Source organism: Desulfuromusa kysingii, from assembly GCF_900107645.1.
Classification (GTDB): Bacteria; Desulfobacterota; Desulfuromonadia; order Desulfuromonadales; family Geopsychrobacteraceae; genus Desulfuromusa; species Desulfuromusa kysingii.
Genome location: NZ_FNQN01000003.1, coordinates 100610 through 117623 on the forward strand (window position 1 = coordinate 100610; position 17014 = coordinate 117623).

General features: G+C 45.2%; 13 protein-coding genes. 12 read left to right on the forward strand and 1 reads right to left on the reverse strand.

Features of this window, described 5'->3' with window-relative positions; all coding sequences use genetic code 11:
• Nucleotides 1-143 precede the first annotated feature (143 nt).
• The 6 genes from BLU87_RS05780 (at nt 144) to BLU87_RS05805 (ending at nt 7763) form a co-directional block, all read left to right on the forward strand.
• Nucleotides 144-371 carry a DUF1127 domain-containing protein gene (locus tag BLU87_RS05780; protein WP_092345662.1) on the forward strand — a complete coding sequence of 76 codons (228 nt, stop codon included), beginning with the start codon at nt 144-146 and terminating at the stop codon, nt 369-371.
• Nucleotides 372-381: 10 nt separating this feature from the next.
• The gene (locus BLU87_RS05785; protein WP_092345664.1) at nt 382-1020 is read left to right on the forward strand and encodes a LysE family translocator; all 639 of its coding nucleotides are present in this window, start codon (nt 382-384) and stop codon (nt 1018-1020) included.
• A 434-nt stretch (nt 1021-1454) separates the two neighbouring features.
• Nucleotides 1455-2057, forward strand: coding sequence for a TetR/AcrR family transcriptional regulator (locus BLU87_RS05790; RefSeq protein ID WP_092345666.1), 603 nt, complete (start codon nt 1455-1457; stop codon nt 2055-2057).
• Nucleotides 2054-3208, forward strand: a complete 1155-nt coding sequence (locus BLU87_RS05795) for an efflux RND transporter periplasmic adaptor subunit (RefSeq protein ID WP_092345668.1) — start codon at nt 2054-2056, stop codon at nt 3206-3208. The genes BLU87_RS05790 and BLU87_RS05795 overlap by 4 nt, the downstream gene beginning before the upstream one ends.
• Before the next feature lie 15 nt (nt 3209-3223).
• On the forward strand, nt 3224-6370 hold the full coding sequence (locus BLU87_RS05800) for an efflux RND transporter permease subunit (RefSeq protein WP_092345670.1): 3147 nt from the start codon (nt 3224-3226) through the stop codon (nt 6368-6370).
• Nucleotides 6360-7763 carry an efflux transporter outer membrane subunit gene (locus BLU87_RS05805; RefSeq protein WP_092345672.1) on the forward strand — a complete coding sequence of 468 codons (1404 nt, stop codon included), beginning with the start codon at nt 6360-6362 and terminating at the stop codon, nt 7761-7763. Before BLU87_RS05800 ends, BLU87_RS05805 begins: the two co-directional genes overlap by 11 nt.
• Before the next feature lie 271 nt (nt 7764-8034).
• Here the strand turns inward: BLU87_RS05805 and BLU87_RS05810 are convergent, their stop codons facing one another.
• Nucleotides 8035-8754 (reverse strand): GntR family transcriptional regulator, encoded by a 720-nt coding sequence (locus BLU87_RS05810; protein WP_092345674.1) that lies wholly within the window; start codon nt 8752-8754, stop codon nt 8035-8037.
• 528 nt (nt 8755-9282) lie between these two features.
• Between BLU87_RS05810 and BLU87_RS05815 the strand changes: the two genes are divergently transcribed.
• From BLU87_RS05815 to ydiJ, 6 genes are all read left to right on the forward strand, one after another.
• Nucleotides 9283-10287, forward strand: a complete 1005-nt coding sequence (locus tag BLU87_RS05815) for a TRAP transporter substrate-binding protein (protein WP_092345676.1) — start codon at nt 9283-9285, stop codon at nt 10285-10287.
• A gap of 26 nt (nt 10288-10313) precedes the next feature.
• Entirely contained in the window at nt 10314-10838 is a 525-nt protein-coding gene (locus tag BLU87_RS05820; protein ID WP_092345678.1) for a TRAP transporter small permease, read from the forward strand.
• Between the two features lie 26 nt (nt 10839-10864).
• Entirely contained in the window at nt 10865-12166 is a 1302-nt protein-coding gene (locus tag BLU87_RS05825) for a TRAP transporter large permease (protein ID WP_092345680.1), read from the forward strand.
• A gap of 20 nt (nt 12167-12186) precedes the next feature.
• Nucleotides 12187-12492: a putative quinol monooxygenase gene (locus tag BLU87_RS05830; RefSeq protein WP_175498281.1), complete on the forward strand. Its 306-nt coding sequence runs from the start codon at nt 12187-12189 to the stop codon at nt 12490-12492.
• A gap of 16 nt (nt 12493-12508) precedes the next feature.
• The gene (locus BLU87_RS05835) at nt 12509-13663 is read left to right on the forward strand and encodes an iron-containing alcohol dehydrogenase (protein WP_092345684.1); all 1155 of its coding nucleotides are present in this window, start codon (nt 12509-12511) and stop codon (nt 13661-13663) included.
• Nucleotides 13664-13834: 171 nt separating this feature from the next.
• Nucleotides 13835-16894 (forward strand): D-2-hydroxyglutarate dehydrogenase YdiJ, encoded by a 3060-nt coding sequence (gene ydiJ / locus BLU87_RS05840; RefSeq protein WP_092345686.1) that lies wholly within the window; start codon nt 13835-13837, stop codon nt 16892-16894.
• Nucleotides 16895-17014 lie beyond the last annotated feature (120 nt).

Consider the following 17014-nt stretch of genomic DNA (forward strand, 5'->3'; position numbering starts at 1 on the left):
TACAGTTTTATGGATAAATGACCAGTACAGTTTTTACCTACCATGATCTGTACTGGTTGAGAAAAATACCTTCTGAATCTGTTACGGTTCAGAATAAGGGTGTAGCATGCCGGTTAAATAATGACAATGGATAGGAGTTCACCATGATGAGAAAATCTTTAATGATCAACAAATCGTCGGCAATCAATTTTGACAACAGCAAATGGAATATCAACCAACAAGTTCAGGAATGTTTGACGACACTGCAAAAGTGGCGGCAAAATGCAATATCCAGAAAACAACTGGCAGAAATGACCCCCTATCAACTTCATGACATCGGAATAACCGAGTTGCAGGCTCGGGATGAGGCCAGAAAATTCTTCTGGCAATAATCTCTATTTTATGAATCATGAAACTTTACTGATTTACTTTGTCGTAGCTTTTTTCTATATCACCAGTCCTGGGCCTGCTATTGTTCTTGCCGTTCTGAATGGGATCAGAACCGATATGAAAACAGTCGCCATTGCTTCACTGGGGAATAGTTTGGGATTGTTTATCCTTTCGGCGGCGTCAATGTTGGGCCTGGGTCTTTTGCTGACGACATCATCAACGATTTTTATGATCGTCAAATCCGTTGGAGCTCTCTACTTAATCTATCTCGGCGTGAAGTGTTTTTTGAAAGGTCAGACGCTCAGCTTTGAGAAAGTAGATCCAGATACCGATTTGAAAAGGCGCAGATCTTCCTATTTTTATGAGGCGTTTTTTCTTGCTGTGACCAATCCCAAGCCCATTTTATTTTTTACTGCAATATTTCCTCAATTCTTAGAGTTGGATGCCAACGTGGTACCGCAATTTACTATTATGACGGCCATTTTTTTAGCGATATCATTTACTTCGTTATGCACCTATGGTTTTACCGCAAAGAAAGCCAAAATATGGCTTGCAGGTCGCAACCGGATGGTCTGGCTGCATCGTATAACCGGGGGGCTGTTCATCGGTCTGGGGATGAGCTTGTTTCGTTTTAAAAACCTATCAACCTGATAGGTTCTATTGGTTCTGTTTTAGCCGTAATGACAAAAAATATCTTTTGAATTTAATCTTGTTTACGATTACTTCTCTCGTCTGTTGCTTGATTCCTCGTTTGTCACCATTCCCACCTCTGTTAGCTGTTCGTCTTTTCTACTGAAACATGTCACGACGCAAAAATCTCCTTCACGATAATAGGGACAGGGGATACCGCTAGGTTGAAGCTGCAAGAGGTGAGAATGGTGGGGTGAGACCTCGAAGCAATTTTTTTGATATCTTACTATTGACAGTGATGACTTTATGGTCATAAAGTGACCCGAAAGTCATAATCGGTTTTCAGTGAAGAAAACAGGGCTGAACGATAATCGTTCAGCCCTGTTAAATTCTGGCCGCAAGGGGTCAGTGGTGATGATATTGCTATTTTTGGATAATCACTTTCAAGGAAGAAGATGAAAGAAGTCAGTCGTAAAAAAAAGCTCCTAGATCAGATGTTGCGTGATGAAATTGTTGATGTCGTCCTTGACTTGATCAAACGTGATCAACCGGTCACGATGGATGAAGTGGCGAAAGGGTGTGGAGTCGCGAAAGGGACGCTTTATAACTATTTCGAGAATAAGGATGATTTGATCGCTCATGTGCATCAAGTGGTTCTGATTCCTCTTTTGGAATCGAATGAGCGTGTATTGATGGGCAATGGTAAACCTATTGCTCGATTACATGATTTTGTTGATCGCGCTTACAGTGTTCACGATGAAGTCTGCATCTACTTTCAGTTTGTCAGACGGAAAAAGTCAGCCGAGGATGTCTTGCTGGAGAAAATTGAATTGATTCTCCACCCTTTGGCTAATCTTTGCCGTGAAGGAATAGAGTCTGGAGAATTTATTGCGATTGACCCTTACGTCATGGCGGAAATGCTCTTCGGCACGATCATAGGACCACTAACGACTTTATCTTATCGCACAGAGGTTGATCACGATTTACAACGCATGAAGACGGATGTGAAAGCTTTGATCGATAGAGTTGTCATACTAAAACAGCAGGAGAAACTATGAAAATGAAAGTATTGGCCGGGATTGTTATTCTGGCTTTGATCGGCACAGGTTATTATTACACGACTGGCAAAACAGTGGCGACTGAGGCTCAGGTATCAGCACCGCAACCGCCGCCGGTGGAGGTGACGGTTTTTACTATTACACCTCAAAAGACATTGCTAACCCGTGACCTTTCCGGCCGGACGTCGTCTTATCAGGTTGCTGAAATTCGTCCGCAAGTGACAGGGATTATCGTCGACCGTCTTTTCACCGAAGGCAGTCTGGTCAAAGCGGGACAGCAACTTTATCAGATCGACCCCGCTCCGTATGAAGCGGTACACGCGAGTAATGTTGCAAATTTGCGTAAAGCCGAAGCAAATCTGAAGGCGGTTGAGCCCAAAGCAAAACGTTATCAGAAACTGGTCGAGATCGGGGGAGTCAGTCGGCAGAGCTACGAAGACACCGTAGCCGCTCTGGAACAGGCCAAGGCCGATGTTGCTGTGGCGCAGGCTGCTGTGACTGCGTCCAAGATCAACCTTGATTACACGAAGGTATTTGCCCCGATCTCGGGACAGATTGGTAAATCTTCTGTTACCAAGGGGGCTTTGGTGACGGCTAATCAGGCGACCGCTCTCGCCACGATACAGAACCTGAGCAAAATTTACGTTGATGTCAGTCAGTCCAGTACTGAATTGATGAATTTGCGTAAGCAGGTCGCTCCAGGAGATAAAACCGGAAGTATTAATGCCGAGTTGATCCTTGAGGGTGAAAAAGAACCTTATGAACTGAAAGGTGAAGTTCAGTTCTCCGATATTAGCGTTGATGAGGGGACGGGCATGGTTCAATTACGGATTCTCTTCCCCAATCCTGATCGCTATTTGCTTCCCGGACTATTTGTTAAAGCCCGGGTGGCGCAGACTCAGCTTGAGAATGCCATTCTGGTGCCCCAGCAGTCGGTCATTAGAAGTACCGGCGGTGTGACAACAGTTTGGGCCGTTGGTGACGATAACATTGTCAATACACGTCCAGTTGAAGTGACAAAAGCCTTGGGTGATAAATGGCTGATCAGTTCTGGATTACAAGCTGGAGACAAAGTCGTGGTTGCCGGTCTGCAGAAAATTAAACCCGGAGCCACAGTAACCCCAGTAGAGACCTCCACCTCAGCCCAGTGATGACAGGATAAAGTAATGCCCAGATTTTTTATTGAACGGCCCATCTTTGCATGGGTTATTGCCATCGTTATTATGTTGGGAGGAGTCTTTGCCATAGAAACTCTTCCTGTTGAACAATATCCGGAAATTGCCCCTCCTAGTGTTACCATCAATGCTTCCTATCCGGGAGCTTCGGCTGAGGTCTTGGAGAACAGCGTCACCCAGATTATCGAACAGAGTCTGACTGGGATCGATTACTTGCGCTATTTCTCATCTTCGAGTGATTCAAACGGGAGCCTTTCTATCACTTTGACTTTTGAACCTGAGGCTGACCCTGATATTGCTCAGGTGCAAGTGCAGAACAAGGTGTCAGGAGTCACCAGTTTGCTGCCGCAGACCGTGCAGCAGTTGGGGGTTAACGTCAAGAAATCATCTTCCAGTTTTTTGATGGTCATTGGGATCTATTCGACAGATCCAGATGTCAGCGAACATGAAATCAGTGATTATTTAAAATCGAAAATGGCAGAACCTATCAGTCGGGTGACCGGTGTCGGTGATGTCATGGTTTTTGGCCAACAGCACTCTATGCGCATCTGGTTGAATCCAGAGCAATTGAACAGTTACAATCTTATGCCTGCTGATATTGAAGCTGCGGTGCAATCTCAGAATGTTGAAGTGACCGCCGGTCAACTTGGTGGAGCGCCAGCCGTTACCGGTCAGCAGCTTAATGCATCTATCCGGGCGATGTCTAAACTCGAAACAGTAGAGGACTTCGAAGGCATTCTGATCAGGGTGAATGAGGATGGATCACAAGTCCGTTTGCGTGACGTTGCCCGGGTTGAGTTGGGATCTCAGTCTTACGATCGTATCGCCAGATATAAAGGATCTCCCGCCAGTGGTATGGGGATCTATCTGGGGACCGGGGCCAATGCCCTTGACACTGCAGAGATGGTCAAGGCTAAGGCACAGGAACTAAAGGCGTTTATGCCTGAGAGTTATCGAATCGTTTTCCCTTATGATACGACCCCGTTTGTTGAGTTGTCTATCCACGAGGTTTTTAAAACTCTCATCGAAGCCGTTGTGTTGGTGTTTCTGGTTATGTTTCTGTTTTTGCAGAACCTGCGGGCCACTTTGATTCCAACCATCGCTGTTCCGGTCGTTTTGCTCGGGACTTTTGGTATTTTGTCTGCTTTTGGCTATTCCATCAATGTCCTGACGATGTTTGCCATGGTTCTGGCGATAGGTTTATTGGTCGACGATGCCATTGTTGTGGTCGAAAATGTTGAGCGGGTGATGAGTGAAGAGGGATTGGCGCCGAAAGAGGCCACCAAAAAATCGATGCAACAGATCACCGGAGCCCTGGTCGGGATTGCTATGGTTCTTTCCGCAGTGTTTGTCCCTATGGCCTTTTTCAGTGGATCAACCGGAGCTATTTACCGCCAGTTTTCGATCACTATCGTTTCCGCTATGGCGTTGTCAGTTCTGGTGGCACTGGTGCTGACACCGGCTTTGTGTGCGACCATGCTTAAACCGGTTGAACAGGGGCATGGACTGAAGAGAAAAGGGTTTTTTGGTTGGTTTAACCGCACCTTTGAGCGTGGCAAGGGAACCTATCGCAAAAGTGTTGGGTTTGTTGCTGCCCGGTCAATTAAATTTTTTATTGTTTACCTGATCATTCTCGGTGGGTTGGTTGTCATGTTCAATCAGTTACCGACCGCCTTTCTCCCGGATGAAGATCAGGGCATCATGTTGCTGATGATTCAGGCGCCGCCAGGTTCAACGTTAGAGCGAACGCGTGAAAGCGCGAAAAAAGTTGAAGAATATTTTTTGACTCAGGAAGAAGAGAACGTCGACAGTATTTTTACTGCAACGGGGTTCAGCTTCGCGGGGCAGGGGCAGAATGTCGGTATTGGATTCGTGCGTCTCAAAGACTGGGACGTGCGCCTTCGGCCCGATCAGAAATCTGCAGCGATTGCTCAACGTGCCCTGCGTAATCTTTATAGTATTAAAGATGCTTCCGTTTATACTTTTATTCCACCTCCGATCCCGGCGTTGGGGAACGCTAGTGGGTTCGATTTTAAGTTAATCGATCAGGCAGGTCTGGGACATGAGGTTCTGCTGCAAGCTCGTAATATGATGTTGGGAATGGCGTCACAGGATTCCCGGATGATCGGGATCCGTCCCAATGGTCTCTCTGATGTTCCCCAATACAAACTTGATATTGATCAAGAGAAAGCTTCGGCGTTTGGGTTGTCTATCAGTGATATCACTGCCACGATTGGAACGGCCTGGGGATCGACCTACGTTAATGATTTTGTCGATAATGGGCGGATAAAGAGGGTTTATATGCAAGGAGATGCCCCTTACCGCATGCTTCCAGAGGATGTGCAACGCTGGTACGTTCGTAACAACAAAGATAAAATGGTGCCATTTTCCTCCTTTGTCACCGGCAGTTGGGAGTACGGCCCGTCTCGTCTTGAACGTTATAACGGTCGCTCTTCGATGGAGATTCTCGGTGCTCCGGCTCAAGGGGTCAGTTCTGGTGTCGCTATGGCTGCTATTGAAGACATGGCGAAAAAACTGCCTGAGGGAATTTCTCTGGAGTGGACAGGTCTCTCTTATGAAGAGCGCTTAGCTGGTTCGCAGACGACCCTTCTTTATGCGGTTTCGTTACTGATTGTGTTTCTTTGTTTGGCTGCTTTGTATGAGAGTTGGACGATCCCTTTTGCGGTTATGTTGATTGTCCCGCTGGGCATTATTGGTACGGTTGCAGCCACCCGGTTTACAGGTTTGTCCAATGATGTTTATTTTCAGATTGCCCTGCTGACGACCGTCGGTTTGGTCGCGAAGAATGCGATTTTGATCGTCGAATTTGCCAAGGATTTGGTTGAGAGTGGACGCAGTATCATTGTCTCGACCATGTTAGCTGCCGAACAACGGTTACGGCCTATTTTGATGACGTCCATGGCTTTTATCCTCGGGGTGACACCGTTGGCGATAGCCAATGGTGCCGGCTCAGCGAGTCAGAATGCCATCGGCATCGGTGTTATCGGTGGAATGATTGCGGCGACCACCTTGGCTATGGTCTTTGTGCCGATGTTCTTCATCGTCATTGAAAAGTGGTCGCTGAAACGCAAAAAAGTTAAACCAGTTATTAAAAGTGAGGTTAACGATGCTCTATAAAAATCTGACCGCTTTTCTGCTGCTAACCGTAATGGCCGGATGCTCGATGGTTCCTGTTTATCAACAGCCAACTCCTCCGGTTGCTGCAACCTGGCCGGAGCAGGCAGATGATGCAGATATCTCGACTGACGTTGCTGCTGAGATATCCTGGGAAAATTATATCCAATCAAAGACTCTTCACAATTTGATCGAGCGGGTATTGGTGAATAACCGCGATCTGCGCATCGCGGCTCTGAATATAGAGCAGGCTCAAGCCGCCTATCGCATTCAACGTACAGCGCTGATACCGACGATTGCAGCCAATGGAACTGCCAGCCGGACCGGAGTTCCAGAAGATACCAGTACGACCGGTAGCAGCTATACCGCGACTAGTTTGAATGCCAATGTTGCTCTAGTTTCTTATGAACTTGATTTTTTCGGTCGTGTCAGAAGTCTCAACCAATCTGCTTTAGAAACTTATTTAGCGACTGAAGAGGCATTGCTCAGTGCGCGCATTTCATTGATTGCCGAGACAGCAAATGCTTACTTAAGTCTTTTGGCAGATCAGAAGCTGTTGCGACTGGCGCAGGATAATCATGCTGCCCAGGAAGAAACTTACCGGCTTGTCAAGCGTCAGTTTGAGGTGGGCGCGATCACTCGATTAGATGTGGCCCAAGCGGCAACTGCAGTTGAAAACGCACGTGTTGCTATTGCTCAGTATAGCAGGCAGATCGCTCAGGACCAGAATGCCCTCGTTTATCTGGCCGGGGGGGACGTGAGTGATCTTCTCAGTCAGGAAGAGACCATCGACACAGTGATGGTGATCGAGAATTTGCCCGCAGGTCTCCCTTCTGATCTGTTGTTGCAACGACCGGACATTCGTCAGGCAGAGCACGTGCTTAAATCAGCCAACGCCGATATTGGCGCAGCGCGGGCGGCACTTTACCCGTCGATCAGTTTGACGGGGTCTTTTGGTCTTGCTAGTGATAGTCTTGATGGTCTGCTCCAATCAGGGGCCATGTATGCTTGGAACTTTACCCCTTCATTGACCATTCCGATCTTCAATCGTGGCAAGTTGAAAGTATCTCTCGCTGTTGCTGAAGTGAATGAAAAAATGGCAGCGACTCAATATGAGCAGGTGATTCAGGCTGCCTTCCGCGAAGTTGCTGATCAACTGGCGGCACGCAGAACTTATCAACTTCAGCTTGATGCCCAGAACGCACTTGTCGGCGCTACGAATGAGGCCTATGAGCTGTCTAAAACACGGTATGATAATGGTCTTGATAATTTTTTGATCGTGCTTGATTCTCAGCGCTCGTTATTTGCTGCGCAACAGGGAGCAACCAGCATCAAATATGCCTATCTGTCTAATCTGGTCAATTTGTATAAGGTTTTGGGTGGGAGTCGTCTGTAGCCGTTTATATTCATTTAGAGCTGCTAGAGCAGAATGATGATGTCAAAATATAGATAGTGACCACAGGCCCCTCAATTTTTGAAGTTGAGGGGTTTGTGGTTTGGAACTAAAGCTATAAATTGCAGGTAACAAAAAAATCGAAAGAAATGAAATATCTGCATGGAAGAACAAAATAAATGAATTGAGAAAGTTTTAAAAATAGGAATTTGCCGCCTCAATCCCTATTTTGGCAGGTTGTCGATACAACTCTTGTTTTGCCAAGATAGCGAAATTAATCCCCCCGCTCGTCTTTGTGAGATTGGCGATTTTTTCGAGTCGATGAAAAGTGGGACGTTGTAATTTGATCACAATAGGTTGCGTATAGCTTCTCAAAACTTGAAAAATGGTAGTGGAGGACCTCTAGCGCTTTTTCAAGCTCACCTTTGGTAATGAAATTGTAAAGGATTTGATGTTCTTCAAAGGTCTTGTTGGTGTGGTTTGGTTGGTGTGAGACCCTTGTTCTTAGGGCTGAAGATATTGCAATGATATGACTGTACGCATCGCTCAGGTAATGGTTCTCGCAGAGTGTAAAAAAACATTCGTGAAATCTGCTGTCATGCGTTAGATATTCATTAATGTCATTGACTCTTAATGAATTTTCCATGTTCATGAGATTTTCACTTAATGCTTCCAAGAGTTTTTCTCTGTTGTTGGAGAAGGCTAACTTGATTGCTGCGGATTCCAAAATAAACCTGATTTCAATTAATTGTTTAACTTCCAGAAGACTTAACGTAAAAACAAATGTCCCTTTTTGTGGAAAAATATTCACTAACCCTTCTATTTTAAGAAGAGCGAGAGCCTCTCGTATGGGGGTTTTGCTGGTTCCCATAGAGTTCGCGAGTAAACTCTCAGAAAGTGGCTCACCCAGCTTATATTCATTATCAATGATCGCCTTTCTTATTCTGTTCGCGGCTAATTCCGTTAATGTTCTCGACCTTTTAAGTTGGTTCATAGCTGAATGTCTCCATCTTTAATCAAATTCGAATTTCGTTTCTCGGTCTTGTAAGGCGAAAGACAGCAAAAAGTCCGAGTCATTAATCCTCTGTTGCAAGCAACGGGGTGCTTTGTTCTGTATCCGATTATTTAAATCTTCAGGAAAGGCAGTGATCAATTAAGTCGTTATTGTCTCACACTGCCTTAGTCGAAAAAGTTTTCCCTCACGAGTAATATAACAGCAAATTGAGTGGATTTGCAATTTGAATATCTAACATATCAGTAAAAAGGGTAAAAGGAGAACTGCGTTGTATTTAATGGATGAATTCCCCACAAATATTTACGTTATAAGTCTACAACCATTTGAAAAACAACGATATAAGCGTTTGCATATGATTTTTTAATTTAAGTATTATATGATATTTATAACAGAATTGTATTGACGTTAAAAAAACTAATATGTTACATGTCAGTCACTTTTGATTTCATTTTCCATTAGCTTTTAGGTGAGTAATGGGTCTCACCTCACTTCCATAAGGAGAAAAATATGAATGTTGTTCGCTGTGCATTGGTCACGATGGTTGTCGGGTTTGCTTTCATGTTGACGGTTGGTCAAGCATTTGCTTCTGGAGTGACACTGCATGTCGGAGGGACTGTTTCACCTGAACACTCTTGGTATAAAGGAGCCGAGGCGTTTAAGGAGCAAGTAGAGCGGGAGACAGAAGGGCAGGTTAAGGTCCAAATTGAAATGGGGGGTGTTCACGGCGGTGAACGCAAGATGGTTTCCGAGGTTATGCGTGGAATGCTGGATATGGTGTGGACGTCAGATATTGGTCTTGCTGCGGTCTTTCCATCGCTAGGGTTTGTGAATCTTCCATATCTTCTAGACGGTTATGAGGATGTTGACAAACGTTATCTCGAGGGTTGGATGGGGAAAGTTCTTGAGAAGGAAACCGTAAAGAAGGGGATTGTTATTTTAAGTCATGGGGAGAATGATTTTCGGGGTCTCACCAACTCCAAACGACCTCTGAATTCAGGAGCAGATTTCCAAGGCTTAAAATTACGAGTACCTGAAGTTCCGATTTATATCGCTTTCTATCGCAATCTTGGTGCTCTTCCTACCCCTATGGCAATTACCGAAGTTCCTACCGCTCTACAGCAGAGGACCGTTGATGGTCAGGATAATGGTGCCATCATTACATACGATTTCGGTCTGCACCAATTTCAAAAGTATATGACCAAAGCCAATCAAATTTATAGCGGCTCACAACTATTGATCAATCAGAAAAAATATAAGCGTCTTACCGCTGAGCAGCAGCAGATCGTGGCGAATGCAGCCAAGCAAGCAGCAAAGCTTCAGGTTGAATTGAATCGCGCAATCGTCAATGAGTATTACCAAAAAATCGGCGAATCAGGAGTTATTGTTGCTGAAGCCACCCCGCAATTGGTTGCTGATATGAAAGTTGCTGCCAAAAAAGTGTGGACGAATCCAGAAACAGTTAAAGCATTTGGAAAAGATATTATTGATCGCATTGTTAGAGAAGCAGAATAAACAAAACTAAATTGGAGTATTGATCTGTGAGAATAATACTTAAAATAGATGCTCTAGCTGTAAAAGTTCAAAATCTTTTATTGACTAAACTATTTATTCTTATGATTTTGGTTATGCTTACACAGGTATTTTGTAGATACTTTTTGGAAATGCCACTTGCATGGTCTGAAGAAGTTTCTAGGTATATGTTTATTGTTGTTAGCTATCTAGGGGCAACAATAGCTTTAGCAGAGAGTTCACATATTGAAATAAACGTGACACATGTAATTTTTGAAAAATATATTAAATCAAAAGATAAAATTATAAAGGTTGAGTTAATTCTAGATACTATTAAATGTTTCATTACTTTAATGATTACAATGTTAATAACTTACTATTGTTCAATTTATGCATTTGAAGATTATAAATTTGAGCAGGTATCAACTGCTCTTGGTTTTCCTTTGTATTTTATCTCCGGTTTTATTTTTATCAGTATGGTTTTGATGTCTTTTCACTCGTTGGTCCAGTTCATTGGGAATATTAATGAAATGAAGGCCCCAAAATCAGCATAGATTGGGCCGGCAAAGAGGGTATTTAAATGCAGATTGTATTAATTTTTCTGGCTGTTTTTATGGGATTGGCCATTATTCGGGTCCCAATCCCCTTTTCAGCGGCAGCGGCGGGGATCGTTGGCATGCTGTGGGGAGGAGTCCCGTTAGGGATTATTCCGAGTGCTATTTACAATAGTCTTGATTCTTTTGCTTTTTTAGCTATTCCAGCATTTATCTGTGCTGGAGACATTATGAGTATCGGAGGAATCACCACCGCCTTAGTCTCCTTTGTGCGCTCCATTTTCGGGCCTATCAAAGGCAGTGTCGGGGCGACGACCATTATCGCCTCCATGTTGTTTGGTACGATTTCTGGCTCGTCCATTGCGACTGTCAGTGGCATTGGTGGGATGATGATTCCTGAAATGTGTCGTGCTGGATATAAAAAAGAATATGCGGTTAGTTTGGTTGCCGCATCAGGTTTCTTGGGGATACTCATTCCTCCAAGTATTCCCGGTCTGGTCTATGCGTTGTCATCGGGGCTTTCGGTTGCTGATGTGTGGATTGCTACAGCGGTTCCGGGACTGCTTCTCACTCTCGCTTTTGTCCTTTATAACCGCATATTTTTTGCTAAATATGAAATCTCAGATGTGCAAGAGGGAGAGACCTCCGACTATTGGGGAAAAATTATTTCTCGTGTTCCCCGTGGGATGGTTTCCCTGTTGATGCCGATTATCATTTTTGGCGGTGTTTATGGTGGGGTGTTGACTCCTACAGAAGCAGGTGCTGTTGCTGTTGGATATGGTCTTATTGCCGGCTGGTTGATTTTCCCAATTCTTTTCAAAGAGAAACCGACTGGAGCACTGGTCTCAGTTTTTAGAAAGTCTGGGGTCACCAGCTCAACGATCTGTCTGTTGATCGCATTTGCAGCCATTCCAAGTGCAATGTTTATTTATAGCAACACTGTTGCTCAGGTGACAGATTTTCTCCTTGGCTTGACCGATTCACCGGTCGTGTTCCTGATTATTGCAAATATCATTATGCTGCTTGTTGGCATGTTTATGGAGACGAACACCAGTATCTTGCTGTTAGCCCCAATTTTGGTTCCAGCGGCCAAGGCCTATGGTGTTGATCCCATTCACTTTGGGGCGATTATGCTGCTGAACTTAGAAATAGGCATGATAACCCCACCGTTTTCCGCCAATGTTTTTGTCTCCTGTCGGATCGGAGATATGACCCTTGACAAGGTCCTCAAGCACGTTTTCGGGTTTATTCTGATTTGTCTCCCGGTGCTTTTGCTGACTACCTATTTCCCCGCGATTTCACTGACTGTTGTTGAGATGTTCAAGTGATATGCGGAATGAGGTCTGAGATGTTTCATATTATGGTTTTACTGAAAGTTAAAAACCCTCGAGATATTGATACTGTCGCCACTCTTTTAGCACAAGTTTCCGCCGTCACTTTAGAGGAAGAATCTTGCTGTAAGAAGCTCGATGTTTATCACTCGCAGGTCGATCCCAACCTGTTTGTCCTCGTTGAGCAGTGGGACAAAAAAGAGGATTGGGAGGCCCATCGTAATGAGCGGGCATTTAAGGAAATCTATCAGCCGCAAGTATTGCCGCTCGTAGAACGTGAGCCACATATCTCTGAGCTAATAAGCACACCTAGAAGTCTTTAATTACCAGGAGTTACACGTGAAGAAATTTAAGTTTACGACTGTGTCTACAATTATAAACGAACCCGGTGGAGTCTCCAATATCGGGGAAATTATCTCCCCTTTAGGTTACAAAAACGTGTTAGTGATCGCCGATAAGGGGATCGTCAACGCGGGTCTTTTTGATAAATTGATCAAGGGACTCAATGATTCTAACATTGTCAATGTGGCTTTTACCGATATCGGACCAGATCCAAAAGAGGAGATGGTCAGCGCTTCTGTCTCTGTTGCGAAGGAAAATAACGTTGACTGCATTATTGGCATAGGTGGTGGTAGCGTCATGGATGTTGCAAAGGTGACCGCTGTTATTGCCAAAAATGGTTGTACTTTAGCTGATATCTATGGCATCGAACAGGTGCGTGGTGGAAGGCTCCCATTGTTGCTCATCCCGACAACAGCTGGAACGGGGTCAGAGGTGACAAGTTCCTCAGTTATCTCCCATGCAAGTGGAAAAAAGAACGTGGTGATTGACCCAACACTGTTACCCGATATTGCTTTATTGGATGTTGAAATGCTGTCTTCGATGCCCAAGCAGATTGTTTCAACCACGGGCGTTGATGCGATTGTTCATGCCATAGAGGCTTATACCAGTTCGACTAAAAAGAATCCTATATCAGACATGCTGGCTTGTGAGGCCTTAAGATACCTGCTCGGGAATATAGAGGCTTCTTTTCAGGTATCTGCTGCGGAAGAAAGTCGTTCCAAAATGTTGCTAGGTTCGACATTAGCTGGCCAAGCCTTTGCTAATTCTTCGGTCGCTGCCGTTCATGCTTTTGCTTATGCCTTGGCCGAGACGTTCCATTTGCCCCACGGTTTGAGCAATTCTCTGGTTTTGATCCACATTCTAAGATTCAACATAGGCAAAGAGGTCACATTGTATAGTGATTTGTCGAGAAATCTGTTTCCTGAAGTCATTGGCAAATCGGACCGTGAAGCTGCCGAATATTTGATTTCCCGCCTTGAGAACATCATCGAGTCAATAGAGTTGAATAAGGGGTTGCGTGAATTTGATATCCGCGCAGAAGATTTGGAAAAGCTGGCTGAATTGACCTTAAAGCAAGAGCGATTGCTGAATAACAATCCGTGTAAAATCGAGTATAGAGATGCTCTGCAGATATTCAAAAATGCCTTCTAGTGACGAGCATCACTAGAAATAAGATGGGTCAAGGGTGATAGCAGCGATATGTTGCTATCACCGTGCTCTGTCGTACTCCCACTTGTGCAATGTTGAAATCAATAAAGTAAAAATATCACGCTGGTTGCTAGCAACCGCTAACGGACATCCTTTGTCTGGAGCTTTATAGGTATGATCCCAAAACTGACTCAACAGGAAACCATAAAACCTGTCTACCGCTTATTTCTGAAGGCGTTGGTTCAGGCTGGTTTTGCTGGCGAAATCGAAACCACCTATGCTAGTCGGCTTGCGGTTGCTACTGATAATAGTGTTTACCAATGGCTTCCTCAGGCTGTAGTTTTTCCCTGCAATACAACAGATGTGGCTCTGCTGATGCGTCTATCTCAAGATCCACAATATTGTTGTGTCAGTTTCTCCGCACGTGGAGGTGGTACTGGGACCAATGGGCAGTCTCTCAATGACGGCATTATTGTTGACACCTCCAGACACATGACCCGGATTCTAGATCTCAATGTTGAAGAGAGGTGGGTTCGAGTAGAGGCTGGTCTGGTTAAGGATCAACTGAACGACTTCCTCAGACCTCATGGACTGTTTTTTTCACCAGAGCTTTCTACCAGTAATCGTGCGACCATTGGCGGTATGGTGAATACAGACGCCTCTGGCCAAGGCTCTCTGGTCTATGGGAAGACCTCTGATCATGTCCTCGAGATAACAGCCGTTCTCGAAGATGGAAGTGTCCTTGACTGCCATGCCGTGTCAGGTGCTGCTCTAAAGGCCAAACGTGACCTGCAGGATCGAGAAGGGGAGATTTATCGCCAAGTCTGGTCTACATCCCGTGAGCTGCGCTCCGAAATAGAAGAGACCTTTCCCCAGTTGAACCGTTTTTTGACAGGTTACGATCTTAAGCAGGTTTATGACCCGGAGACAGAGGGACTTAACCTTGCTCGACTGCTCTGTGGTTCGGAAGGGACGCTTGGGCTTGTTACCGAGATAACGTTGAGTCTGGACCCTATTCCCACTTGTAGAAACTTGGTCAACGTTAAATATGACAGTTTTGAAGCTGCTTTGCGGACAGCCCCTTTTATGCTGCAAGCTGAAGCTCTGTCCGTCGAGACCGTCGACTCAAAAGTGCTAGACCTTGCCCGCCAAGATATCGTTTGGCATTCGGTACGGGATCTTATTACTGATGTCCCTGGTAAAGAAGTTCTCGGACTCAATATTGTCGAGTTTGCTGGTTGTGATGAAGTTCAAATCCAACACCGGGTCAAGGCTCTTTGCACCCAGTTGGATGATATGATAACGCGGGGTGATCGGGGGGTTGTTGGGTATCAGGTCTGCGTGGATTTATCCAGTGTTCAAGCCATCTATGCTATGCGAAAAAAGGCGGTTGGACTTCTTGGTAATACTTCAGGGAAGAGAAAACCTGTCGCTTTTACCGAAGATACCGCAGTGCCACCGGAACATTTGGCTGACTATATTAACGAATTTCGTGCACTGCTGGATGCCAATAATCTTGCATACGGAATGTTTGGTCATGTTGATTGTGGTGTTTTGCATGTGCGCCCAGCTCTTGATCTGTGTGACCCCGATGATGAAATCCTACTCCGGAATATTTCTGATCAAGTGGTCACTCTGACTGCAAAATACGGTGGTCTGATGTGGGGTGAGCATGGCCGGGGATTTCGTTCCGAATATGGTCCTGAGTTTTTTGGTCCGATCCTGTTTGCTGAATTACGTAAGATTAAGGGGGCTTTTGATCCTCATAACCGCCTTAATCCGGGTAAAATCTGTACCCCGCTGGATTCCAGCTCTTCATTGGTCTCTGTCGATGCGGTTAAACGTGGAAGTATAGATCGACAGATTCCCGCAGCAACTCGTGACAGCTTTAATGCTGCACTTGACTGTAATGGTAACGGTCTCTGTTTTAACTATGAGACCAGTTCTCCCATGTGCCCCTCATTCAAGCAGACTGGTGACCGTCGACATTCTCCCAAAGGACGAGCTGCTCTGATGCGAGAATGGCTCCGACTATTAGAAGTAGCGGGAGTCAAGGTTTTAGCCGAAGAAAAGGCCATTGAACAGGGTGGAATCTCCCTTAAGGAACATATTCACAAGGTCTACAACTCCTTGCAAAAACACAATGGTCGATACGATTTTTCTCATGAGGTGATGGAGGCGATGCAGGGCTGTTTGGCTTGTAAGGCTTGCTCCAGTCAATGCCCGGTTAAGGTGGATGTCCCCGATTTTCGTGCACGTTTTATGCAGTTATATTACCAACGTTATTTGCGTCCCGCGCAGGATTATCTGGTCTCCTTGGTGGAGAATTATGCACCTCTGATGGCAAAGGCACCGGCTTTATTTAATTTTTTTCTTAAATGCAGATGGATACAAAAAATCACCGAATGGACAGTAGGTATGGTAGATGTTCCGCTGCTCAGTTACCCGAATCTACAGAAAAAGTTATCCGGGCATGTGGCAACGCGTTTCGAATGGGAAGAACTGGAGCGCCTGTCGCCTGAGGAACGGAAAAAATATGTGTTTGTGGTCCAAGATCCTTTTACCTCCTATTATGATGCTGAGGTCGTTGCGGATCTGGTCTTGTTGATCGAGAAGTTGGGCTACCATCCGCGCTTAGTTCCTTTTGTCCCCAATGGCAAACCTAAACACATCAAAGGTTTTCTGCGTAGCTTCAAAAAAACTGCGGTTAAGAGTGCTGACTTTCTCAACCGGGTGCAAAAACTTGGAATTCCTATGATTGGCCCTGACCCTGCCATGGTGCTTTGTTATCGTGACGAGTATGCTCAGGTTTTAGCCGAGAATCGTACAGATTTTAACGTTCTTCTGATTCAAGAATGGCTACTTTCTATTTTGGATCAAGTCCCCTCCCACCCGAGTTCAACGCAAAAGTTCTATTTATTTGGGCATTGCACTGAAAAAACAGCGATACCATCAACCCATGATGATTGGAGTCGTATCTTTCACCATTTTGGAGCGAGTCTTGAACCTCTCGCTGTGGGTTGCTGCGGGATGGCGGGAACCTATGGTCATGCCGCAAAAAATCTAACTGACTCGCGCGATATCTATGCCATGAGTTGGCAGCCGGCTTTGGCAAACTTACCGGAACAACAGTGCTTGGTTTCCGGATATTCCTGCCGTAGTCAGGTTAAACGGATAGATGGGAAAAGGTTACATCATCCTCTTCAGGCTCTTCTTGGTTTTTTCGCAGAGTGATGGCTATGGTTTTACTTGAACCCCCGATTAGGGCTCCTGCCTCGCCCGCTTTTTGGGGCAGTTTGAAACATGAAAAAATGTGATCCATGAGTTCTGGTTCCGCTGAAACGCTGGACCCAG